Annotated in this window: 24 protein-coding genes and 1 pseudogene; 23 read left to right on the plus strand and 2 right to left on the minus strand. The window is 42.5% G+C overall.

The window, feature by feature from the left end; translation table 11 throughout:
* The first annotated feature begins 24 nt into the window (after window positions 1-24).
* The 11 genes from yqiS (at window position 25) to BLR82_RS00220 (ending at window position 11,006) form a co-directional block, all read left to right on the plus strand.
* Window positions 25-924 carry a phosphate butyryltransferase gene (gene yqiS, locus BLR82_RS00175; RefSeq protein WP_074597012.1) on the plus strand — a complete coding sequence of 300 codons (900 nt, stop codon included), beginning with the start codon at window positions 25-27 and terminating at the stop codon, window positions 922-924.
* Window positions 925-936: 12 nt separating this feature from the next.
* Window positions 937-2,031 carry a branched-chain amino acid dehydrogenase gene (gene bcd, locus BLR82_RS00180; protein ID WP_074597013.1) on the plus strand — a complete coding sequence of 365 codons (1,095 nt, stop codon included), beginning with the start codon at window positions 937-939 and terminating at the stop codon, window positions 2,029-2,031.
* A 32-nt stretch (window positions 2,032-2,063) separates the two neighbouring features.
* Window positions 2,064-3,164, plus strand: coding sequence for a butyrate kinase (gene buk, locus BLR82_RS00185; protein ID WP_074597014.1), 1,101 nt, complete (start codon window positions 2,064-2,066; stop codon window positions 3,162-3,164).
* A 4-nt stretch (window positions 3,165-3,168) separates the two neighbouring features.
* The gene (gene lpdA / locus BLR82_RS00190) at window positions 3,169-4,593 is read left to right on the plus strand and encodes a dihydrolipoyl dehydrogenase (protein WP_074597015.1); all 1,425 of its coding nucleotides are present in this window, start codon (window positions 3,169-3,171) and stop codon (window positions 4,591-4,593) included.
* Window positions 4,594-4,666: 73 nt separating this feature from the next.
* Window positions 4,667-5,605 (plus strand): thiamine pyrophosphate-dependent dehydrogenase E1 component subunit alpha, encoded by a 939-nt coding sequence (locus BLR82_RS00195; protein ID WP_083334737.1) that lies wholly within the window; start codon window positions 4,667-4,669, stop codon window positions 5,603-5,605.
* A gap of 11 nt (window positions 5,606-5,616) precedes the next feature.
* Window positions 5,617-6,600: an alpha-ketoacid dehydrogenase subunit beta gene (locus BLR82_RS00200; RefSeq protein WP_074597017.1), complete on the plus strand. Its 984-nt coding sequence runs from the start codon at window positions 5,617-5,619 to the stop codon at window positions 6,598-6,600.
* Between the two features lie 18 nt (window positions 6,601-6,618).
* Complete coding sequence (locus BLR82_RS00205; RefSeq protein ID WP_074597018.1) at window positions 6,619-7,890, plus strand: dihydrolipoamide acetyltransferase family protein; 1,272 nt, start codon at window positions 6,619-6,621, stop codon at window positions 7,888-7,890.
* Between the two features lie 1,205 nt (window positions 7,891-9,095).
* Window positions 9,096-9,332 (plus strand): hypothetical protein, encoded by a 237-nt coding sequence (locus BLR82_RS00210; RefSeq protein WP_074597019.1) that lies wholly within the window; start codon window positions 9,096-9,098, stop codon window positions 9,330-9,332.
* A 2-nt stretch (window positions 9,333-9,334) separates the two neighbouring features.
* Window positions 9,335-9,466 carry a hypothetical protein gene (locus BLR82_RS21435; RefSeq protein WP_281242145.1) on the plus strand — a complete coding sequence of 44 codons (132 nt, stop codon included), beginning with the start codon at window positions 9,335-9,337 and terminating at the stop codon, window positions 9,464-9,466.
* Between the two features lie 63 nt (window positions 9,467-9,529).
* Window positions 9,530-9,961, plus strand: coding sequence for a BrxA/BrxB family bacilliredoxin (locus BLR82_RS00215; RefSeq protein ID WP_083334658.1), 432 nt, complete (start codon window positions 9,530-9,532; stop codon window positions 9,959-9,961).
* A gap of 94 nt (window positions 9,962-10,055) precedes the next feature.
* Window positions 10,056-11,006, plus strand: a complete 951-nt coding sequence (locus BLR82_RS00220; protein ID WP_074597020.1) for an aromatic acid exporter family protein — start codon at window positions 10,056-10,058, stop codon at window positions 11,004-11,006.
* A gap of 66 nt (window positions 11,007-11,072) precedes the next feature.
* Here BLR82_RS00220 and prli42 read toward each other — a convergent pair whose 3' ends face one another.
* Complete coding sequence (gene prli42 / locus BLR82_RS20670; protein ID WP_139186861.1) at window positions 11,073-11,210, minus strand: stressosome-associated protein Prli42; 138 nt, start codon at window positions 11,208-11,210, stop codon at window positions 11,073-11,075.
* 177 nt (window positions 11,211-11,387) lie between these two features.
* On the opposite strand from prli42, the gene BLR82_RS00225 reads away from it, so the two are divergent.
* The 8 genes from BLR82_RS00225 (at window position 11,388) to ddlA (ending at window position 19,915) form a co-directional block, all read left to right on the plus strand.
* Window positions 11,388-13,046 carry an acyl-CoA mutase large subunit family protein gene (locus BLR82_RS00225; RefSeq protein ID WP_074597021.1) on the plus strand — a complete coding sequence of 553 codons (1,659 nt, stop codon included), beginning with the start codon at window positions 11,388-11,390 and terminating at the stop codon, window positions 13,044-13,046.
* Window positions 13,047-13,060: 14 nt separating this feature from the next.
* Window positions 13,061-13,876, plus strand: a complete 816-nt coding sequence (gene mce, locus BLR82_RS00230) for a methylmalonyl-CoA epimerase (protein ID WP_074597022.1) — start codon at window positions 13,061-13,063, stop codon at window positions 13,874-13,876.
* Between the two features lie 340 nt (window positions 13,877-14,216).
* Window positions 14,217-15,344 (plus strand): M20/M25/M40 family metallo-hydrolase, encoded by a 1,128-nt coding sequence (locus BLR82_RS00235; protein WP_074597023.1) that lies wholly within the window; start codon window positions 14,217-14,219, stop codon window positions 15,342-15,344.
* 336 nt (window positions 15,345-15,680) lie between these two features.
* The gene (locus BLR82_RS00240) at window positions 15,681-16,106 is read left to right on the plus strand and encodes an OsmC family protein (protein WP_074597024.1); all 426 of its coding nucleotides are present in this window, start codon (window positions 15,681-15,683) and stop codon (window positions 16,104-16,106) included.
* 197 nt (window positions 16,107-16,303) lie between these two features.
* Window positions 16,304-16,750 carry an RrF2 family transcriptional regulator gene (locus tag BLR82_RS00245; RefSeq protein ID WP_074597025.1) on the plus strand — a complete coding sequence of 149 codons (447 nt, stop codon included), beginning with the start codon at window positions 16,304-16,306 and terminating at the stop codon, window positions 16,748-16,750.
* Window positions 16,751-16,820: 70 nt separating this feature from the next.
* The gene (locus BLR82_RS00250) at window positions 16,821-17,318 is read left to right on the plus strand and encodes a Crp/Fnr family transcriptional regulator (RefSeq protein ID WP_074597026.1); all 498 of its coding nucleotides are present in this window, start codon (window positions 16,821-16,823) and stop codon (window positions 17,316-17,318) included.
* Between the two features lie 225 nt (window positions 17,319-17,543).
* Window positions 17,544-18,578 (plus strand): DUF2332 domain-containing protein, encoded by a 1,035-nt coding sequence (locus tag BLR82_RS00255; protein WP_074597027.1) that lies wholly within the window; start codon window positions 17,544-17,546, stop codon window positions 18,576-18,578.
* A gap of 236 nt (window positions 18,579-18,814) precedes the next feature.
* Window positions 18,815-19,915: a D-alanine--D-alanine ligase gene (gene ddlA / locus BLR82_RS00260; protein WP_074597028.1), complete on the plus strand. Its 1,101-nt coding sequence runs from the start codon at window positions 18,815-18,817 to the stop codon at window positions 19,913-19,915.
* A gap of 56 nt (window positions 19,916-19,971) precedes the next feature.
* Here the strand turns inward: ddlA and BLR82_RS00265 are convergent, their stop codons facing one another.
* The gene (locus BLR82_RS00265) at window positions 19,972-20,292 is read right to left on the minus strand and encodes a hypothetical protein (protein ID WP_074597029.1); all 321 of its coding nucleotides are present in this window, start codon (window positions 20,290-20,292) and stop codon (window positions 19,972-19,974) included.
* 136 nt (window positions 20,293-20,428) lie between these two features.
* On the opposite strand from BLR82_RS00265, the gene BLR82_RS00270 reads away from it, so the two are divergent.
* The 4 genes and pseudogenes from BLR82_RS00270 (at window position 20,429) to BLR82_RS00285 (ending at window position 24,037) form a co-directional block, all read left to right on the plus strand.
* Window positions 20,429-21,277, plus strand: coding sequence for an alpha/beta fold hydrolase (locus BLR82_RS00270; protein WP_074597030.1), 849 nt, complete (start codon window positions 20,429-20,431; stop codon window positions 21,275-21,277).
* 109 nt (window positions 21,278-21,386) lie between these two features.
* Window positions 21,387-22,328: a type I pantothenate kinase gene (gene coaA, locus BLR82_RS00275; RefSeq protein WP_074597031.1), complete on the plus strand. Its 942-nt coding sequence runs from the start codon at window positions 21,387-21,389 to the stop codon at window positions 22,326-22,328.
* 332 nt (window positions 22,329-22,660) lie between these two features.
* Window positions 22,661-23,065: pseudogene (locus tag BLR82_RS20510) on the plus strand (VOC family protein); the annotation flags it as partial.
* 495 nt (window positions 23,066-23,560) lie between these two features.
* Entirely contained in the window at window positions 23,561-24,037 is a 477-nt protein-coding gene (locus BLR82_RS00285; protein ID WP_074597033.1) for a GNAT family N-acetyltransferase, read from the plus strand.
* Window positions 24,038-24,098: the final 61 nt, after the last annotated feature.

The following is a 24,098-nucleotide window of genomic DNA, read 5'->3' on the forward strand; positions in this document are numbered from 1 at the left end:
TATTGAAATGTCGGGGGATGCTGGATGAAACAATTAAAAGATCTTCTTCAAACCATGCCTGAAAGAAATATGCCTACAGTTGCGGTAGTCCAGGCTGCAGACGAGGAAGTATTGACTGCTGTGAGGTTCGGGCTGGAAAGACGACTTTGCCAGTTTATTCTTTATGGCGACAGCAGCTTTATCCGTAACTTTTTTGAAGAGGCAGGAGTCGACACCCAAAACGGGCTGCGAATTGTAGAGGCGACGACATCCGAGCTGGCTGCTAAGCAGGCGGTTAAGGATGTAAGCAACGGGGTCGCTGATGTGGTCATGAAAGGTAATATCGATACAAGTACACTGCTAAAGGCAGTACTGGATAAACAGGATGGTCTCAGGACCGAGAGCGTCTTGTCCCACGTCGCCCTTTTTGAAATTCCCGGCAGGGAACACTGTATTTTGCTGACAGATGCAGCCATGAATATAGCACCAGACTTAGAAACCAAAACCAGTATAGTAAGGAATGCTGTCCATGTTGCTAAAAGCATCGGCATCGATTTACCTAAAGTTGCTGCATTGGCTGCAGTAGAAAAGGTCAACCGCGCCATGCCGGCAACCGTCGATGCAGCCAAACTTTCCGAGATGCAGAAGAATGGGGAGATTACAGGTTGTCTGCTAGATGGACCGCTGGCCTTTGATGTGGCTGTTTCTGCGGAAGCGGCTGCACAAAAAAATATCGAATCAGATACCGCGGGATGTGCGGATGTTTTGCTGGTGCCGACTATCGAAACGGGAAATGCATTATATAAATCATTTATTTATTTTGCCGGGGCCAAGGTAGCTGCTGTCATTGCAGGAGCAAGAGCGCCGATTGTCCTTACTTCTCGTTCCGATACGGCTGAAAACAAGTTATTTTCACTGGCATTAGCTTTACGCACGTTACAATAAGGAGGAAGAACAATGGAAATATTCAAGTACATGGAAAGTTACGATTATGAACAACTATTATTCTGTCAAGATGAACAATCAGGTTTGAAAGCGATCGTTGCAATTCACGACACGACATTAGGACCAGCACTGGGCGGGACGAGAATGTGGACTTATGAATCGGAAGAAGCAGCGATCACGGATGCGTTGCGATTAGCTAAAGGAATGACATACAAAAATGCTGCAGCCGGCCTCAACCTTGGTGGCGGAAAAACAGTGATTATCGGTGACCCTAAGAAAGATAAGAACGAAGCGATGTTCCGTGCATTCGGAAGATTTATTCAGGGACTAAACGGCAGATATATCACAGCAGAAGATGTAGGAACCACTGTTCACGATATGGATTTAATCCATGAAGAAACGGATTTCGTTACCGGAATTTCTCCTGAATTTGGATCTTCCGGAAACCCCTCGCCAGTAACAGCTTACGGAGTGTATAAAGGAATCAAGGCTGCTGCAAAACAAGCTTTTGGAACTGACTCACTAGAAGGCAAAACCATAGCTGTTCAAGGTGTCGGAAATGTTGCTTTTAATTTATGTGGACATTTGCATGAGGAAGGAGCCCAATTGATTGTCACGGATATTAATAAAGAATCTGTCAATCGTGCGGTTGAAGCTTATGGCGCCAAAGCGGTGGATCCAGAGGATATTTACGAGGTCGATTGCGATATATATGCTCCATGTGCATTAGGAGCAACTATAAACGATGAAACGATTCCGCAGTTAAAAGCAAAAGTTGTAGCTGGTGCAGCCAACAACCAGCTTCAAGATACAAAACATGGAGATATTCTTCATGAAAAGGGAATCGTATATGCTCCTGATTATGTCATCAATGCAGGTGGCGTTATCAATGTTGCAGATGAATTGATTGGCTATAACCAGGATAGAGCCATGAAGCGAGTGGAAACCATTTACAGCAATTTGGAACGTGTATTTGAAATTTCCCAACGAGACGATATTCCGACTTATAGAGCTGCTGATCGGATGGCGGAAGAAAGAATAGAAATGCTCAAACAGTCAAGGAGCCAATTCTTGACAAATGGTCACCACATTATAAGTAGACGATAATGACTCGGCAACATTAACGACGGGGGTACGAAATGGTGTTACAAGTTCATCGAGTGTTAGTTATTAATCCTGGTTCGACTTCTACAAAAATCGGGGTTTTCGATAATGATCAATGTTTGTTTGAGAAAACAATTAGGCATTCCGCCGAAGAAATAGGACAATTTCAGCGGGTTATCGATCAATATGCTTTCCGTAAAGCGGTCATTTTGGAACAGCTTCATCAAGAGGGGATCAATATTTCCAAGTTGAGCGCCGTTTGCGGGCGGGGCGGATTACTCCGTCCCATAGAAGGCGGAACCTATTTGGTAAACGAGGAGATGCTACAGGATTTACGCATGGGGTATAATGGGGAGCATGCTTCCAATCTTGGAGGAATTTTAGCATACGAAATAGCATCGGGTTTGAATATCCATGCTTTTATCGTTGATCCTGTGGTAGTGGACGAATTGGCGGAAATCGCCAGGTATTCAGGTGTTCCCGATATTCCTAGAAAAAGTATTTTTCATGCGCTCAATCAGAAAGCAGTTGCCAGGCGTGCTGCCCATGAACTGAATCAACCATACCGACAGTTGCGTTTGATTGTTGCACACATGGGTGGTGGCATAACCGTTGGCGCTCATGATTGTGGTCGTGTTGTTGATGTCAACAATGGTCTACATGGGGATGGACCGTTTTCCCCAGAAAGAGCAGGCACGGTCCCTGCAGGCGATTTGATCTCGATGTGTTTTTCCGGACAGTTCTTCCGAGATGAGGTTATGGAGAAGATTGTAGGCAAAGGCGGCTTGGTGGGCTATTTGCAAACCAATGATGCTCAGGAAGTAGAGCGGAGGATTGAGAGTGGTGACGAGCAGGCTCATGCCGTTTATCAGGCAATGGCATATCAAGTGGCCAAGGAGATTGGTTCTATGGCGGTCGTGTTAAACGGCAAGGTTGATGGGATTGTCCTCACCGGCGGCCTGGCTTATGGGAAAGCATTTGTCGAAATGATTGCCGAACGGGTTAATTGGATTGCCGACGTCCTGGTTTATCCAGGAGAAAATGAATTGCAGGCACTTGCAGAAGGGACAATACGGGTACTGGCTGGAGAAGAAGAACCCAAGAAATATCCCAATCCTGTATATATAAAGGAGTGAGTTTATGGCACAAGATTATGATTTAGTGATTATCGGTGGTGGTACTGGTGGTTATGTAGCTGCTATCCGGGCTTCCCAGCTCGGTTTGAAAACTGCTGTTGTAGAAAAAGGGAAGCTGGGTGGTACATGCCTTCATCAAGGCTGTATCCCATCGAAAGCACTGTTGCGGAGTGCGGAGATTTTCCGACAAACAAAAGAGGCAGATAAGTATGGGATAAGCGTTTCCGATCCTGTTATCAACTTTTTGAAAGTCCAAGAACGTAAACAGAACATCATCGATACATTACATAAAGGTGTCCAGGGACTGATGAAAAAAGGGAAAATCGACGTTTATGAAGGGACAGGCAGAATTCTGGGCCCATCTATTTTTTCTCCTACTGCAGGTACGGTATCAGTTGAATTCGAAAATGGTGACGAAAATGAGATGTTGGTACCGAAAAACGTAATTATCGCTACTGGATCTAAACCGAAAACATTGCCTGGCTTGGAGCTGGATGGTGATTTGGTGATGTCATCTGACCACGCATTGCAAATGGAAGAATTGCCTGCTTCGATAATCATCGTCGGCGGGGGAGTAATCGGGATTGAATGGGCATCGATGTTAGCTGACTTTGGAGTAAAGGTCGATGTAATCGAATACATGGACAGAATTTTACCTACCGAGGATAAAGATGTGGCTAAGGAAATGGTCCGCCAGCTCAAGCAGAAAGACATAACGATTCATACAGGAGCAAAAGTTGCACCGGAATCTCTCCGCAAAGAAACTGGGATTGAAATCACGGCAGAAATCAACGGTGAGCAGAAAACTTTCACTGCCGAAAAAATGCTTGTATCGGTTGGACGAGAAGCCATTGTAGCCAACATAGGTCTGGAAAACACGGATATTGTCGTCAATGAACGAGGTGTAATTCAAGTAAACGAGGCCTATCAGACCAAAGAATCTCACATTTATGCAATCGGGGACGTTATCGGTGGTATGCAGCTTGCACACGTGGCTTCCCATGAAGGGATAAAGGCTGTCGAACATATGGCTGATCAGAAACCAGAGCCGATTCGCTATGAGCAAATCCCTTCCTGTGTGTACTCCAGTCCGGAAGCGGCCAGTGTTGGCTTTACTGAATCGGAAGCGAAAGAAAAAGGATATCAGGTGAAAACCGGCAAGATGCCATTCACGGCTATCGGCAAGGCATTGGTCCACGGTGAATCTGCAGGTTTTGTCAAGATTATAGCCGACAAAGAGACCGATGATATTCTGGGTATCCATATGATTGGACCCCATGTAACAGATATGATTTCAGAGGCGGGATTGGCAAAAGTACTTGATGCCACGCCTTGGGAAATTGGGGAAACCATCCATCCACATCCAACCTTATCGGAAGCAATTGGAGAAGCGGCATTGGCTGTGGACGGAAACCAAATACATGGATAAATAGCAAGGAGGGTAAACAGTGACGGAAAATAGACATGATAAACTTGGTTTAAGTGATGAACAGGTACTCGAAATGTACCGTACGATGCTTTTAGCTAGAAGGATCGATGAGCGGATGTGGCTGCTAAACCGCGCAGGGAAAATCCCATTTGTCATTTCTTGTCAGGGACAAGAAGCAGCCCAGGTGGGCGCAGCTTTTGCGTTGGATCGTGCAAAAGACTATGCACTTCCTTATTACCGGGATATGGGTGTGGTTCTTGCATTCGGGATGACTGCAAAAGAATTGATGTTATCCGGATTTGCCAAAGCGGAAGATCCAAATTCCGGAGGTAGACAAATGCCGGGCCATTTTGGACAGAAAACAAATCGAATCGTAACAGGCTCTTCACCTGTGACCACTCAAGTTCCGCATGCTGTCGGAATAGCCCTTGCAGGGAAAATGGAACAAAAGGATTTTGTCAGTCTCGTTACCTTTGGCGAAGGATCTTCCAACCAAGGAGATTTCCATGAAGGGGCCAATTTTGCCGGAGTCCATAAATTGCCGGTAATCTTCATGGTAGAAAACAATAAATATGCGATATCTGTTCCAGTAAGCAAACAGCTTGCCTGTGAAAAAGTTTCCGACCGTGCCCAAGGATATGGCATGCCAGGTATCACGGTTGATGGCAATGACCCATTGGCAGTTTATGAAGCAGTAAAACAAGCTGCCGACAGGGGAAGACGTGGAGAAGGTCCAAGTTTGATCGAAGCTGTTTCTTACAGATTGACGGCTCATTCCAGTGATGATGATGATCGTACATATCGTCAAAAGGAAGAAGTAGAGGCCGCTCGTCAGGAGGATTCCATTCATACGTTTTCAGCTTATTTACGGGAACTCGGTGTGTTGACAGAAGAAAAAGAACAAGAAATGCAGAATGAGATCATGAGTTTGGTGAATGAAGCGACAGATTATGCTGAGAATGCAGCTTATGCTGACCCGGAAACAATTTTTAATTATGTTTATGCAGAGTGAGGAGGGTTTTTATGCCAGTAAAGTCTTATATACAAGCAGTGACGCAGGCTTTGTCAGAAGAGATGGAACGGGATCAGAAAGTATTTGTCCTCGGGGAAGATGTCGGGAAAAGAGGCGGGGTATTCCGCGCCACAGACGGACTTTATGAAAAATTTGGAGAAGCAAGGGTTCTTGATACCCCCCTTGCAGAATCAGCTATCGCAGGTGTAGGAATCGGTGCCGCCATGTATGGCATGCGACCGGTAGCTGAGATGCAATTTGCTGACTTCATCATGCCAGCAGTTAACCAGATTATATCGGAAGCTGCAAAAATAAGGTATCGTTCAAATAATGATTGGGATTGCCCAATTACTATCCGGGCACCGTATGGCGGAGGGGTTCATGGGGCATTGTACCATTCGCAGTCCATTGAAGCAGTATTTGCCAATCAGCCGGGTTTGAAAATTGTCATGCCGTCCACTCCATATGATGTTAAAGGGTTGTTAAAGGCTGCCATCCGCGATGATGATCCAGTCCTGTTTTTTGAACACAAACGCGCTTACCGCCTAATAAAAGGGGAAGTGCCAGATGATGATTATACACTTCCATTGGGAAAGGCTGACGTGAAAAGAAACGGCTCAGATATTACAGTGATTACCTACGGCTTGTGTGTCCATTTCGCTTTACAGGCAGCGGAGAAACTGGAGCAGGAAGGAATCGATGCACATATATTGGATCTCCGGACCGTTTATCCGCTTGATCGGGAGGCGATTGTAGAAGCAGCATCCAAAACTGGGAAAGTGCTATTACTCACCGAAGACAACAAAGAAGGAAGCATTATCGGAGAAGTAGCAGCAATCATCGCTGAAGAATGCTTGTTCGAGTTGGATGCACCGATTCAACGGCTGGCTGGACCGGATGTACCGGCCATGCCATATGCACCTACCATGGAAAAACACTTTATGGTCAATCCCGATAAAGTGGAAAAAGCAATGCGTGAACTGGCAGAATTTTAATGACAAGGAGGGAACGCTGTGTCTATAGAAAAAATCAATATGCCTCAGCTTGGCGAAAGTGTGACAGAAGGTACGATCAGCCAATGGCTTGTAAAGCCTGGCGATCATGTCAATAAGTATGATCCAATCGCGGAGGTAATGACGGATAAAGTAAATGCAGAGGTGCCTTCATCCTTTACAGGTACCTTGACGGAAATTGCGGCAGAAGAAGGCGAGACGGTAGCTGTTGGTGATTTAATGTGTTATATCGAAGTAGCAGATGGGGAAAGCAGTGCGCCTGCGGCTGAAGAAGCGAACACAAAAACCACGGGTAACACAGTTGCTCCTGAACAGAAGACGGAAGAAACATCGATGAAAAAAAGATATTCTCCGGCGGTCATGCGCCTTGCTCAGGAAAACAATATCCAGCTTGATCAGGTGGAAGGAAGCGGAAAAGGCGGAAGAATCACTCGAAAAGATATTGAAAAAGTCATCGCTTCTGGTGGTCTGTCCAAGCAGAAAGAAACAATGGCTGAAAATAACAAACCTACTGAAAATGCAAGTTCTAATACTGAGGCACCGGAAACGAAGCAACAAGTACATACTACCGTTGGCGCGAAGGAAATTCCGGTAACCGGGGTACGGAAGGCAATAGCCAATAATATGGTAAAGGCTAAAACGGAAATCCCTCATGCCTGGATGATGGTCGAAGTCGATGTAACCAACCTGGTAAAATACCGAAATTCTGTAAAAGACCAATTTAAACAAGAAGAAGGCTTCGGTCTCACGTTCTTTGCTTTTTTTGTGAAGGCTGTATCAAAAGCTCTGAAGGAATTTCCGCAGCTTAACAGCTCCTGGGCCGGCGATAAGATTATCCAGCATAAAGATGTGAATATATCGATTGCTGTCGCTAAAGAGCAAGAACTGTTTGTACCTGTAATAAAAGCAGCTGATGAGAAAAGCATCAAAGGAATCGCCAAGGATATACACACTCTGGCCGGCAAAGCGAGAAACGGAAAACTGACTGCCAAGGATATGGAAGGGGGAACCTTCACCGTTAACAACACCGGATCGTTTGGTTCCGTACAATCAATGGGGGTCATCAATTATCCGCAGGCTGCTATCTTGCAGGTTGAGTCCATTGTAAAACGACCGGTGATTATTGATGACATGTTTGCAGCAAGAGATATGGTCAATCTTTGTCTATCACTCGATCATCGTGTTTTAGACGGATTGGTTTGCGGACAGTTCCTCGCCCGCTTGAAGGAAATCTTAGAAAATACATCAAGTGAAAATACGCCGATTTATTGATTTACTTGAACATCAATCTTTGACAGAGCGGGTTGAGAGAAAACAGTCCAACTAAGTAGTTCTTTCTGGATGTTAAACCAGATAAACGCATACATGACATTTGCAGACCAAATCACAAGCGGATTTGGTCTTTCTTTTTCTCATAACGAATAGAAAAGCATTAGGAGGATGATCAAATGAAATGACAACTTTCGGTCTTGCTTTCTTATTTTTAAGTGTGATTCTTTATGGATAAACCTTGATTGCTGCCTCGGTCTATTCTCATGTATTGGCCAGTACAAGTTGGGATGGACGGTATGGTATTTTTGGTCACGCTTTAAGGGAAGTGGGTACGGTGCCTTTATCAATGGCTATATTATTCGGTTTAATGGGTGTATTTCTTATGGTTACTTCTGTAAGAAAGGCAAACAAGGAGAACAGGGAAAGGTCACTGCTGAATAGTTAAGGGCAGGATTTGGGACATGCGGGTGTGCTTTCTTGAACTATGAGACTTCAATTTTAGCTATTTCTACCGCTGGATCCTTCGGTCATTTCCTTCACTTTGTACAGCTTCGTAACTCGAAACGAGGATACTAGTTAAATTTCTCTTGTTTATTCCAATTATTTTTCTATCAGTCTTTGGTTGGTTAGAATTATGTTAGTCCTTCAGTTGTAATTTTGCCAGCTTTGTCAACCCTCATCATCACGGTATCCGTAGTAAAATCCATCTTTAACATTGTATCTTTTAAAGGTGGGATATTATTCGATATAGCTTTTCTTACTAATAAAAAGTCTTCTTGGATATGGTAAACTAACAATATATATGAGAAGACATCGGAGGAACTCGATCAACGAGGTGTTGTTATTTTCCATACGTGGCATTGAGTGGTTATATGGCGGAAAGCCAGGAAGTCGGGTATTCTAAATTAGATCTTTCCAGTTCTGCGTGAGGGAGAAGAGAGAGAGCAATTGGATGCGTATTTTCCGGAATAATAGACAATTCTTATGATTTATTTTCAAAGTCTCTCCTCAAACGAAAGTAATGAATAACTGTCCCCCCTATGCTGTCGTAGTGCTGGAAAAGGAATCATGATCCTTTCAGCTTTTTAACCTGCTTCTGTGTCGTTCACATAAAGGAGGAATTCTGTCAATAAACAATCAAGAAACAATTCATTAAAACAAGCTGTAGAACCACCTCTAGGAAGAAAGCCAAAGGAGAGAAAATAATGATCGTAGGACGAATTCTATACATATTAGGATTAATTTTTGCTGTTTATAGTATTGCGGTACTGGTTATCTCATTTTTCACTGGGGGAGGCAACATTATCATGATATTTGGCGTTTTGAATGGTTTTATCGCCATGGGTGTAGGTGACCTGGTCATAAACATGTATAAAAGAAATCAGCCTGCAGCTGGCGGTAAACTGGACATTAAGGAACAAGACCAGTATGAAAATGGCTGAAATTGTGGCAAAATTGTGAAAACGCATTACTGAAAAATTACCGGGAACTGGCAAGTCAGCTGCAGCTTGTAGGTTATAATGAAAAAAACGGCAAGTCGGATATGCCTGAAACCTTGTCTAAACAGTCTGATTGAAACTCTGGATTATTCTTGTTACGATGAGTACAGTAATATCAACTTTAAGGAGATGGATATACAGTGGATTTCAATTTATTCATGGATGATGTCGTCAATTCGGCACGTAAAGATATAACAGAAGCAGGTTATGAAGAGCTAACTACACCAGAAGAAGTTGACCAAGCTCTGAACCGTAAAGGTACAACACTAGTTATGGTCAATTCTACCTGTGGTTGTGCAGGTGGTGTCGCTCGTCCTGCGGCTGCGAATGCTATTCATTATGACAAGCGTCCGGAACATCTGGTTACCGTTTTTGCAGGACAGGACAAAGAAGCAACTGAACAAGCAAGAAGTTATTTTGAAGGTTATCCACCATCATCCCCTTCCTTCGCCTTTCTAAAGGACGGAAAAATCGTCACTATGGTTGAACGCCATGATATTGAAGGATTTGGACCGGTAGATGTCGTAGAAAAACTTCAACATATTTTTGAGGAACATTGCGAAGAAATATAATGAAAACACTGAGATATTATTACCTTGCCACGCTTGTGACAAGGTTTTTTTCTCTCATCATCCTTGTTCAATAAGCTAGTAAGGAGTATACAGCGTGAAAATAGGATACCGAACATTAAAAACGGCTACCGGGACACCGATAGCAATTTGGTTGGCTCAATTACTACAGCTTCAAAATTTTGTTTCTGCCGGGATTATTGCTTTACTGTGCATTCAGCCTACACGTAAACGATCGATGCTTACATCGTGGCATCGTTTTGGTGCATGCTTGCTGGCAATGATTTTTTCTTTTGCCGTTTTCGAAACGATCGGCTTCCATCCATTGGCCATCGGCATATTACTAGTTTTATTTATCCCAACAACCGTTCTATTGAGGCTGACCCCGGGAATTGTGACCAGCTCGGTAATTATCTTGCATCTGTACAGCTCCGGCGAGATAACCTTTTCATTATTGGTAAATGAATTTTTTCTTATCGTGATAGGAATTGGTACAGCTCTTCTTTTAAATTTATATATGCCCAGCTTAGAAAACAATTTGGTTGATTTACAGGAAAAAGTCGAGGAGAATTTTCGTACCATTTTAAAGGAAATAGCCATTTACTTGCGGGAAGGTCGTGAAACCTGGACAGGGAAAGAGTTGACCGAGACTGATGAATTGTTGGATAAGGCAGAACGGCTTGTTGCGAGGGATATTGAAAATCACTTATTAAGAGATAAACATACGTTTTTTGATTATTTCATTATGCGTCGTAAACAATTTGAGCTGTTGCGCCGAATGCTACCGCTTGTCAGTCAAATGGACAGGCTGTATGAACAAAACTACCGGATGGCGAATTTTTTTGATGAACTGGCTGAAGCGGTTCACCCTGGTAATACCGCAAAACTTCATTTGGAAACGTTGCGAGAATTGCGTAAAACATTCGATAAGGATGATTTGCCAAAAACAAGAGTCGAGTTTGAAACGAGGGCGAACTTATTCCGTTTGCTGTATGAAATCGAGCAATACCTTGTGCTAAAAAAGACCTTTAAACCGAGTGATGTATGATTGTTTGCAAAAGAAAAAGGCTGTCACTGTTGAACTTAAAAAGATAATGCAGTGCCAGCCCTTTTTTTATATAAACATAGCCAATCCCATTGTCACAGTCGACAATACCATGGCGACAATCATAATATAAATAACTAATTTAATCCGTCTTTCCCGTTTAGACGGTTTCCGTTTCATTGTTTGGTCCTTGTGGTTTTTAGCCATTGAATTTCCTCCTTCACCCCTGTAGCTACTTGTATTTTACCGCGATTGCGCAAAATGGACAAGCCCCTTGAGAATTAAATATTCAAACAGTTTTATATATATAATAGATGAAGCGTAAAAGATTCTCGGATCGGCTATCTGGAAAGGGAATGGATAGATAGACAAAGGAGGATTCGTATGGGCAAGGAACAGGAGTTTTCAGCCAATAAACAGGAGTGGGAAAATGCTGTAAAAAAAACGGTACAACGCTATCCGGAAAGACAGAAAGTTTTCGAGACAAGCTCCGGTATCCCGATAGACCTACTATACGCTCCAAAGCACCCACAAGAAGAGTATCAGGAAACACAAGGATTTCCCGGCCAATATCCTTACACCCGTGGAATCCAGCCGACCATGTATCGCAGCAAATATTGGACGATGCGGCAGTATGCCGGCTTCGGTTCAGCACGGGAAACCAATCAACGGTTCCGTTATTTATTGGAACAAGGGCAAACCGGTTTGTCAGTCGCTTTCGATCTTCCGACCCAAATCGGTTATGATTCCGATGATAGTATGGCTGACGGGGAAGTTGGAAAAGTGGGGGTCGCTATTGATTCGTTACATGATATGGAAACCCTATTTGATTCGATTCCATTGGAAAAAGTCAGCACTTCTATGACGATAAATGCGCCAGCTTCCATACTACTATGCATGTACATAGCAGTAGGAGAAAAACAAGGCGTGGAGCCAGCTCGGCTTACAGGCACCATTCAAAATGACATTTTAAAAGAATATATTGCACGTGGAACTTATATTTTTCCTCCCAAGCCCTCTATGCGCTTGATTACTGATATCTTTGCTTATTGCCAGGAGGAGCTTCCCCGCTTCAATACCATCAGTATCTCGGGCTATCATATTAGGGAGGCAGGGTCTACTGCAGTTCAGGAAATCGCTTTTACACTCGCTAATGGGATAGCTTATGTGGACGCAGCTTTAGCTTCCGGGCTTGATATCGATCAATTTGCACCTCGTCTTGCGTTTTTCTTTAACGCGCACAACCAATTCTTTGAAGAAGTAGCAAAATTTCGGGCGGCACGCCGGATTTGGTCTAAAATCATGAAAGACAGATTCCATGCTAAGGAGCCAAAAAGTTGGAAGCTGCGGTTTCACACACAGACAGGTGGTTCGACATTGACTGCCCAACAGGCAAATAACAATATTGTCCGCGTTGCATTACAGGCGCTTTCAGCGGTTTTGGGCGGTACGCAAAGTCTTCATACCAATTCAAGGGATGAAGCACTTTCCCTTCCTACCGAGGAGTCAGCAAGGATTGCATTAAGGACACAACAAATCATTGCAAATGAAAGCGGCGCTGCCGATACGATTGATCCCCTGGGCGGCTCCTATTATGTGGAATCCTTAACAGACGAAATAGCTTCACGTGCATGGAAATATATTGAAAAAATCGACGGGTTGGGTGGTGCTGTTCAGGCCGTTGAAGCTGGTTATATGCAGCGGGAAATCCGACAGGCAGCATATGAAACCCAAATGAAAATAGAATCTGGAGAGGAAATAGTTATTGGTCTTAATAAATTTGTTGAAGAAGAACAACAACTACCGGATTTGTTGAAGGTGGATGAAGAACTTGAGGCAAACCAGAGAAAGGCAGTGCAGCAAGTCAGAATCGAACGCGATGCTACAGAGGCAGATCGTTGTCTGAATAAGCTGGAAGCAGCTGCAGCCGATCCTGGCATCAATTTAATGCCGTATATTTTACAAGCAGTGAAGGCGTATTGCACGATTGGGGAAATATGCAACACACTTCGAAAAGAATTCGGGGAATACAACGGAATATAAAGGTGGGCAATAGAATGAAGCAAATTCGTGTATTGATCGGAAAAGTCGGATTGGATGGTCACGATCGAGGTGCTTTGATCATAGCTCGGGCTTTGCGTGACCACGGCATGGAAGTCATTTACACAGGGCTGAGACAATCGCCAGAACAAATAGCCCAGGCTGCCGTTCAGGAGGATGTCGACGTTGTCGGTCTCTCTTCTTTGTCAGGTTCACATCGATCACTGTTTCCCAAAGTGGTAGAAGCATTGCGGTCAAGAAATGCTGCCGATATTCCGGTCATTGGCGGCGGTGTTATACCAGTTGAAGACATCCCTTATCTGGAAAAAAAGGGAATTAAAAAAATATTTACCAGTGGCGCTACGACAGATGCGCTAGCCTCTTACATTAAACGTCTTGTCAGCTCTGAATCCATATCGCCCAAAAAAATCGCGCATATAGGAATTGCTGTACGGGCAATAAATGAATCACTCCCTTTTTATCAGGATGTACTTGGACTGACAGTGGAGAAAGTAGAGAAGGTTGACTCAGAACAAATCAAAGTTGCCTTCTTAAAAATAGGGGAAACGCGTTTGGAACTACTTGAACCATTGAATGAAAAATCATCCATACACCGCTTTCTTGACAAAAAAGGAGAAGGTGTGCACCACCTTGCCTTTGAAGTGGATGATTTAGAAGAGAGATTGTCCGAGTATCGACGGCAAGGCATACGCTTATTAAACGAAACACCGGTAGCGGGTGCTGATAATAGTCAGATCGCTTTTCTCCATCCTGCAAACGCCAGCCGAGTGTTAATCGAGTTATGTCAGCATCAAGGTAAGGAAGGAGAATAAATGGACTTATTTTGATCACATAAATGTATAAGATGAATAGCGAAGATAAGTAGAATAGGCATGCGGAGATAGGTGATTCGAAAATCATATGATAATGGAAAAGTGACAGCATGAACGGATAACAATTGGTGAACGATATAGTTTTGGCGTTTAACCAGTTCGTCCACCATCGTGGTACCGTCTCGGCGTGGCTGATAAAGGAGTTCTAAAGAAGGGTGCATCTTGGTATATTGTTAAGGCATTACAGGATGAAAAAATTGACAGAGACTCACGATTTTCAGTAACGTAAGAGGAAGAAGGCAATAATGTCCTTTTTAAACAACGAGGAGGTACGTGATATATGCCAGAAGTGAATCAGGAACGCATCGTGGAAGAATTTCTGGAACTTGTCCAGGTGAATTCTGAAACGGAGCATGAAGAAGAAATAGTAGAAGTATTGAAGAAGAAATTCACGGAGCTTGGGCTGGAAGTCGTAGAAGATGACAGCAAAGCGAAGACCGGACATGGGGCCAACAATTTAGTATGTACGTTGAAAGGAACTAAACCGGAAGCTGATACGATATACTTTACATCCCATATGGATACCGTTGTACCTGGTAACAATATCAAGCCTTCCGTAAGAGACGGTTATATCGTTTCCGATGGTACAACGATTTTGGGGGCGGACGACAAAGCCGGTTTAGCGGCAATGTTGGAAGCAATCAAACTGCTGAAAGAAAATGACATCCATCATGGTGACATCCAGTTTGTCATCACTGCAGGAGAGGAATCCGGTCTTGTTGGAGCAAAGGAACTGGATATTTCCTTGGTGAACGCTTCTTATGGTTATGCCGTAGACAGTAACGGAACGGTGGGAGATATCATCGTAGCTGCTCCAACACAAGCGAAGATCAATGCAGTGGTAAAGGGGAAAACAGCACATGCGGGTGTGGCTCCGGAAAATGGCATTTCAGCCATCACTTTGGCAGCAAAGGCTATCTCGAAAATGCCCCTTGGCAGAATCGATGAAGAGACAACTGCCAATATCGGCCGATTCGAGGGCGGGTCGAAAACCAATATTGTTTGCGACCATGTTGAAATACTGGCAGAGGCTCGTTCCCTGGTCCCCGAAAAAATGGAGGCCCAGGTGAAAAAAATGAAGCAGGCATTCGAAGTAACAGCTGCTGAATTTGGAGGAAGTGTCGATTTAGATATAAAAGTCATGTATCCGGGCTATAAACAGCAAGCTGGAGACAATGTGGTAGAAGTCGCCCGCAGAGCAGCAAAATCTATTGGGCGAGAGAGTCAATTGCTGGAAAGTGGAGGTGGAAGTGACGCAAATGTGATAGCCGGCCATGGTATCCCTACTGTTAATTTAGCTGTCGGATATGAAGATATCCATACAACCAATGAACGGATGCCGGTAGGCGAACTGGTGAAAGTTGCGGAATTGATTACAGCCATCGCAAAAGAGGCTGCCAACTCGTAAAAAGAAAGGCGTACAAGGACATCTTAGTCAAAGCAAAAGCCGAACGATGATCTATGAACCAAGTCTAGGGCACGTTCGGTTTTTCTTTTGTAAAACAGGTAAATTCTTGCATTTTGAAGGAATATTGTCTGGTTCCAACGTTTACTCCCTCAAGTTTTAGTCAACCGTCTGGGTGGCAGCAGTGCATTTTATGGACCGGCTTATGCTTGATGAAAAACTTGTCAAACAGGGTGTTCTAAGTCACTATAGACACTTTGTTTACAGTTAATTACTGGAAAAGTATAAATCTCTCCTTAGGGAGAATAGTAGTTAGAGACGATCGAAAGGAGCAGGAGTATGAAAAACAGTATAAAATGGAATAAGAACATGTCTTTTACTGGCTCTACCCCCTCCGGCCATCAGGTACATATGGATGCTTCCGAAGAGGTTGGAGGGGAAAATAGCGGAGCACGGCCAACGGAATTACTGTTAAATGCTGTAGCTGGGTGCACCTCTATCGATATCATTTCTATCTTAAAAAAAATGCGACTGAAACCTGCGTCATTTGAAGTGGAAATTGACGGCGAACGTGCAGAAGAGCATCCAAAAAGGTTCACAACTATTCATGTTCATTATGTCCTGGAGGGGGATTTGCCCGAAGACAAGGTAGTGAGAGCCATTCAATTATCAAAAGATACATATTGTTCAGTAGCGCATTCCGTAAATGCGGAATTAACCGTGAGCTACTCGATAAATGGAGAACAAGGCACAGAGGAAATTTAATAGCAAAAACCGGCAGGCCTCAAGCGTTTTATTTTGCTTGGGGCCTTTCCTGACAAGGGCAAGCTGTAAATGATTAGGGTACCACTATTTTACAAATAATTTTCCAAGGTTAAAAGGTTGACAGGAAGAACTGAAATAAATATTATTACAGTTACGCACAAGCGATATGTATGATTGTAAAAATGGGAGGATTATTAGTGAACAGTGAATTCACCTTGGCCGTACACAGTTTAACTTATCTGGCATTGCATCCTGGTCAGATGGCTACAAGTAATGCTATTTCAGAGAGTACTGCTGTTCACCCTGTCAGGGTACGGAAGGTATTAGGCTTGCTTCGTAAGCAAGGATACATTGCCACGAAAGAAGGGTGTGGCGGTGGTTTTATTTTGCAGGTTAAACCCGAAGATGTAGGACTTCACGAAATATACAAAATAACCTCCGAAGGTACTTTGATCCCTAAATGTACCCCTGCAAATCCTGACTGTGTAGTAGGGGCAAATATGAAGAATACCTTAACAACGATTTTCGGGAATGCTGAAAAACAGTTAGAAAGTTTCTTGGCTGGTTATAGTATAAACGATGTAGCAATGTTGGTGAAAAAACAGCCGTCTAAGCAAATTTCAGAAATTGTTAGTGAACTTTAACTGTAAATCCTTATACAGAACGTACGCCTTAAATGTAATAAAAATAATTACAATTAAAGGAGGCATATATATGCAATGGACGAAACGTAAGCACATAGGGGATAAATGGAAATATAATTATGAGACTTTATCAGCGTATGGGGAAATCGGGGACACTGAGGAAAGTCAGCTAATCTATTCTTTTGAACAGCCTGCAAATGCTGTGTATTTTATTACTAGTGGATTTGTTCGTCTTTTCAACAAGGAAACGTGCAGAACGAGAATAGTAGGGGCTGGCGAATTTTTTGGTGATCGGTCCGTGTTTTTTACAAAGCATATGTATGTTGAGAGTGTATCCCCTGTTGAGTTTGTACGGATAGATGATGAAGCTTACAGCAGATTGATGAAGCATGAACCAAAGCTGGCCGTTGAATTGATTACCCAAATATCAAAAAATCATATTTATTTAACCGAAAAGCAATCCTTGCTTTCGGAAACAAAAGAGTTGTTTAGTCAGTTGAAAAAAGGTTATAGCAAAATCCATCGTGTGAAAAAGAGTGACCATCAACTCTGCTGCCACTGTTCCTAAATCGGAAAGGGACTGTCCCCATAGGCATTAAAATAGTCAGGGGACAGTCCCTTTGTTATGTCTACATATATTTATCTCGATTACTTCCTCAAGTCCCCCGTTTTCACAAGTGGTAAATCCTAGATCTAGATTATTGGCTTATCCTTTTTATTCACTATGAAGGAGATCGTTTTTTAAAAACGAAGGTATACAAATAAATAAGTGAAATGACTGGAAAAGGGGTACATACGATTGAGAGATTTTTTATCCGAAAGATTTCAGAATTTTTCCCTCTATGAATGCAGAGGGTCAAGCAGATTATATGAATGTCTGGCGACTGAGATTGCCAATGACGACGAGCTTTTGCGATTGAGCGAGCATGCCAGAGAAGACCAGCCAACGCCGAACTTGTTACTTGGTGCTGTGCATTACCTTTTACAACGAAACGATCATCCACTGAAAAGGTTTTACGCCAGCCTGACGACTGTTCCAGATAAACCAGAAGAAGCGTTTTATTGGTTCAAGGATTTTTGTCTAAAAAATGAAAAAGAAATAAAACAACTGCTTATTGAAAAATTGGTGCAAACAAATGAGGTAAGACGCTGTACTTATCTCTATCCGATCTTTTGCCATATTTACAGGCAAACCAAACAGCCTCTGTCGCTTATCGAACTAGGGAGCAGCGCGGGACTGCAATTGTTATGGGACAAATATGCTTACCGGTATGATAATGGTTCAATTGTAGGAAATGCAAACGCTCAATTAGTATTGACTGCTGAAATGAGAGGAGGACAGCTTCCGTTACTGATAAAGGAAAGTCCGCCAGTAGCGAAAAGAATTGGTGTTGATTTACATATCAATCACCTTAATGATCCGGAGGATTATGCCTGGTTAAAGGCGTTGATCTGGCCGGAGCATCACACAAGGAGAACAGCTTTTGAACAGGCGGTCGTGCAATGGGAAAATGAAGCATCAAATTTAACATTAATGGAAGGAAACGGGGTAGACCTGTTGGAAGAGGTAGCTGCTGGAATCCCTTTAGATTCAACAATTTGTGTATTTCACACACATGTCGCGAATCAAATCCCTACTTCAGAAAAAAAGAAGCTGAAAGATTGCATCAAACGCATCAGTAGATATCGAGACATCTTCCATATATATAATAATATGTCTGACCGGCTGCTTCATATAGACAGGGTCTCAGAAGGAAAAGAAAGCCACGAAACAGTGGGAAGGACTGACGGACATGGCAGTTGGTTTGAATGGCTGCTGGAACAATAGGAAATGATCTGAAAAATGGAACGGTCCTTACATCCGTCATGTTCAAGATAAAAGTAGTTCCATATTAATGGACGTTGAGTGTTTTTACAGAGGCCGGATGATAACAGAAAACAGGCTTAGTAAAATGCTTAAAGATACTTTAAAGAATGTCGTAAGTAATTTTTTAAAAAAGAAACCAAGTTTGTTTTGTTTTGATATGATATAGAAGAAACAATATGAGGCAATAGGAGGCAGACATGAAGAAAAAAATCAGGGTAGGTTTGATATTTGGCGGTAAATCTGCAGAGCATGAGGTATCCCTGCAATCAGCAAAAAATATCGTCGAAGCCATAGATAAAGAGAAGTACGAAGTAACTTTAATCGGGATTGATAAAGAAGGCAAATGGCATTTAAATAACCAATCCCATTATTTAATGAATGAGGAAAATCCTAAGTTAATCGAGTTAAATAAATCCAATCAGCATATTGCTATCATTCCTGGGGAAGACACTCAACAGATGAGGAATCTGGATGAGACAGTCAAGCTGGAGCAGCTTGATGTCATTTTTCCAATTCTGCATGGTACGCTTGGTGAAGATGGCAGTATGCAAGGAATGATGCGTTTGGCCAATTTACCGTATGTCGGATCAAATGTGCTCGGATCGGCAATATGCATGGATAAAGATATAGCTAAAAAATTATTGCATCAGGCTGGTATCGAGGTGGCAAAGTCAGTAACTGTGAGAAGGCACCAAAAAGAAACGGTGTCTTTTGGCGATGTAAAAAAACAGTTAGGGTTGCCTGTCTTTGTCAAACCTGCCAGTCAGGGATCTTCTGTAGGTGTTAGTAAGGTAAACGATGAAGCAGCCTTCCAAAAAGCAATCGAAATGGCGTTCCTTTACGACCATAAAGTATTGATTGAAGAAAGCGTGGAGGGGCGCGAGGTAGAATGTGCAGTCTTAGGTAATGAGGCACCAAAGGCTTCGCTTCCGGGTGAAATCCTTCCGCAAGGGGATTTTTATTCCTATGAAACGAAATATATTGATGAAAATGGAGCCGTGCTCGAAATCCCTGCGAAATTGTCCGAAAAAGAAATACAGAACATTAAAGACACAGCCCTGCAAGTGTTCCACCTGCTTGAATGTGAGGGATTGGCAAGAGTTGATTTCTTCTTGAAAAAAGATGGCTCTTTAGTATTGAATGAAGTAAATACACTGCCTGGTTTTACGAAAATTAGTATGTATCCACAGCTTTGGGGAGTAAGCGGATTGTCTTATCCTGATTTGATTGATCAACTAATTCAGTTGGCAATTACCAGACACGAAAGGGATAAGTCGCTGAAAAACACGGTGGAATAAAAAATTGCTGTGCCCCGTTATTTCCAGTCAATAGGCTGGCAATATCGGGGTTGTTTTTATGCATGTTTCCGAATAGTATTGGAGAGCTGATGCCTGATGCCCATCACTTTCTGTAAATGCAGGCCTTCATGGAAAGTCGTTCGGATTAACACGAGTTCGATTGTATCCATCCCCATTTCTTTAGCAGGAAAAGTCTCCTCCATTCGATCGCTATACCGTTCTTTTATTATTCCTGGTTGCAGTTCTAACAATTCTTTGATTGTTTCGAGAGACGCTGTTTCCTCTGTGATAGGGACGCAACTGCCTCTTGAAGTTCCGTACGGTAGGTTTCCATTTGGTAGAGTAGAAGGACTCCATTTGGACCTCTCCCTGTCCATGAATGTTCACCATGACTAATTCGCTTGCTGTTATTCTGAATTTTTCCTGCCAGTTTTATTGGATGAAGCCAAAAGGATTTTTCTGGTAGAATAGTGAAAAGGATTACACTTATAGAAGGAAAGGTGGTGAATCCTATTGCTTTGGAAAAGACAAGTAGTTGAAACGACAAGAGGAAGTTTTGAATTATTCTTCAAAGGGGATGGGGAACCGATTTGCATAACCCATCTTTATTCAACGTTTAATGAAACCGGTGATTACTTTGCCGATACCTTTACAGGAAGTAACTCAGTGTATTTAATCAATCTCCGGGAAACTGGATCTTCGGTCAGGGCAGAGCAGTTCTACCAACTCAGCATGCTGGAGACAGTGATGGATTTGGAGGCAATCAGACGAGCGCTCGGTTTTAAAGCCTGGTACTTTGCCGGCCATTCGACTGGAGGCATGCTCGGCTTGGTGTATGGTATTTATTTTCCGGACAGCTTGACAGGATTGGTGATAGTCGGAGCTGCCGCAAGAGACTATACCATATCCCCTTTTTGTATTTATCATCCCGACCATCCGGATTTCCAACGGATGCAACAATTAATTGAAATGTTAAAGAAAGCAGATCTTAAGGAAAATCAACGAAAAGCTCTGACAAGGGAAAGGACAAAACTGTCCTTATATTCCCCGGAAACATACGAACAAAATTTTGACAAACCAATCAAGAAAAAACTCTCTAAGGTGAGAATCGAATTTTTCAACCGTGAACTTGCTATATATGATGTAAGAAGCAAACTTCCTTACTGTCATTCGAATCTTTTGATTCTTTGTGGAAAATATGATGTCCAATGCCCGTTGGAGTTTTCGAAAGAAATAAATGAACTTGTCCCGAATTCTCGGTTCATCACCTATGATAAAAGTAATCATTATCCGTTTCTGGAAGAAAAACAAAGCTTTTCCCGCGATATTCACCACTTCCTGGAAGGAGAAGCCGCCCATTAACAAGACAAAGGATAAATAACGACAAAAAATAAGGCGCGTCCCTTCTCAAATAACAGACGACATAGTATGATGTAGAAGTATGTCAATTAACTAGCAGAGGTAGATATTCATGGTTTCTGAAAAAATTTCCCCTTATATTTCCTTTACAAGGGAAGAGTGGGCAAAGCTCCGTTTCAATACACCAATGACACTCACAAAAGCTGAAATAAAAGAACTTCAGGGAATCAATGAACGATTATCCGTGGAAGAAGTAGAAAAGATATACTTGCCGCTAACACGGTTGCTGAATCTTTATATCGATGCTTCCCAACAGCTTCATTCTGTGACAGATCAATTCTTTGGACAAGCTACACGAAAAGTACCGTATATCATAGGAGTTGCCGGAAGTGTAGCCGTAGGAAAAAGTACTACTTCCAGGATCTTGCAGTCGCTTCTATCCAGGCTGCCAGAACACCCGAAAGTGCAAATCGTGACGACCGATGGCTTTTTGTATCCAAACGCAACATTGGAAAATAAAGGATTGATGGACAAAAAGGGGTTTCCGGAAAGCTATGACATCAAAAAACTCATCCATTTTTTGAGCGATTTGAAATCTGGCAAGGACAACGTACGGGCGCCGGTTTATTCTCATTTCACGTATGACATCGTACCGGGAGATTATATCGAGGTAGATGGAGCAGATATTGTGATCATTGAAGGGATTAATGTCCTGCAAACGCCGGTCACCAATGAAATGCTTTCCAGGTTATATGTCTCTGATTTTTTTGATATGTCATTATTCGTGGATGCAGATGAAGTGGATATCAAACGATGGTACATAGAGCGTTTTAAGATTTTAAAAGAATCAGCCTTTAAGGATCCAAATGCTTATTTCAATCGATATGCCAATCTTAGCGACGAGGAAGCTGAAGAAGTAGCTGCTGATATTTGGAACCGGATAAACAAGAAAAACCTGGAACTGAATATATCACCCACCAAGTACCGCTCGACGATTATTTTCAAAAAAGGGAAAGACCACCTTACGGAAAAGATCAGTTTGAGAAAGGTGTAAATGAAGTCGAATGCTCCTAGAGGGCATTCGACTTTTTTTTAGGGGGATCTATTCAAGGCAATAACCATTCCTGTTTATTAAATGACAGAAGACGTGGTAAGACCTGACCAAAAAGGCAATTCAATAAAAAGTACTATGGTATCGTAAAAAAGAAGGGAAAACCGCTAGTTTTGTAGTAATACTACTCATTAACTGTCTTCTCATCAAGGTGGGCTATTTTGCCGATAGATTGAAAAATAGTATTTTTTTAAGGCATCCATTACCAAATCGCATTAATCACGGTAGCTCTTATTTTTCTTAGTTGATTAAAATGTAATAAAGGAGTGTTGCAAATGGACAACAAATTAATCAGAGTAGGTACGACTTATTTGCCGGTAGCAGATGTGAATATAGCTTCTGAATGGTACGTGACCAATTTGGATGCTGACTTATCCTACAAGGATGAAGAAAAAGCAATCATTAATCTAGCAGACCAAAGTTTTTTTCTTGTAAAAGCAGGGGAAAAACAAACGGCTAATTTTTTGGATACTGCCGGAAAAGAACGTTTCTCTATCACCTTTGAAGTAGACGGAATCGAGGCACTTCAAGCTATTCGGCAGCAGTTAAAGGAAAGAGGGGCCAAAGTAGGGGCGATTGAGGATAGGGGACATCCAGGTAACAATTTTACCTTTTACGATTTAGACGGAAATAAATTTGATGTATGGAGTGAACTAAGTCCTGTTTATAAAAATTCGCACAGTCTGCTTCCATCTGAAAGTGGAACAGGGAGTAGAAATAGAGAGTTCGAACAATACTTGGAAAGCTATCTTGACGCATGGAGGAATTTTTCCCTGGAGGCATTACAAAAGCATATTTCAAACGATTATCAAGCTCGTGAAGCAAGGGGTTCAGAAGTCGTCGATTTTGGTTATCAACAGTCCCTCGAGGGATGGGAACAAGCATTCAAGCAGTTAAAGGAGTCAGCTGAATGGGTGTTGACTGTCCATGCAAAGATATCCACTGGTGAAAATGTGGCAATTGCCATCATCTCTGCAACTTTGATAATCGAAGGAAAGCCGCTTGATACAGCAAATTTGTTTTTTGATGTTTTTCAAAGAAAGTCAAAACAAGCCGAATGGAAAATGGTGAGAAGTTACATAGAAGCAGGTATCCCATGCAAGCAGCTTCAATTTGTCGACGGGTTTAGGGAGATTGCATTATTTGAAAAGAAGATTATGAAAGCGGAGAAATAAATGGAGTTCGTAAAATTGGGTCAATTAGATAAACAGATAATCACCGCCTTTTTTAGAGATCATTGGGGGAGTCCGGAAATGGTTATTGTGAACGGAACCTACCAGTGCGATGAGCTTCCCGGCTTTGCAGCAGTTGCTAAAGGTAAAGAAATTGTCGGCATGATCACCTATACAATTGTTGGGGAAACATGTGAAATAATCTCATTGGACAGTGTGTTGGAGCGACGTGGCATCGGTACTCGACTCCTAACGTTGGCGGAAGATATGGCCAAAAACATGAATTGTACGCGTGTGAAGCTTGTCACAAGTAATGACAACATCCTTGCACTTGGCTTTTACCAGCGGAGGGGCTACCGGATAATCAAGATTTATCAGAACGCCATCGATCGAGCCAGAATGATAAAGCCCCAAATTCCAATGAAGGCTGAAAATGGTATTCCCATCCGTGATGAGCTTCTATTGATGAAACAACTATAAATAAAGGCGTGTTTAATTTACATAACGTGGATATTGCAAACTAAAGTGTGCTGAAAGAGCC

The organism is Sediminibacillus halophilus (assembly GCF_900103695.1).
GTDB lineage: Bacteria > Bacillota > Bacilli > Bacillales > Amphibacillaceae > Sediminibacillus > Sediminibacillus halophilus.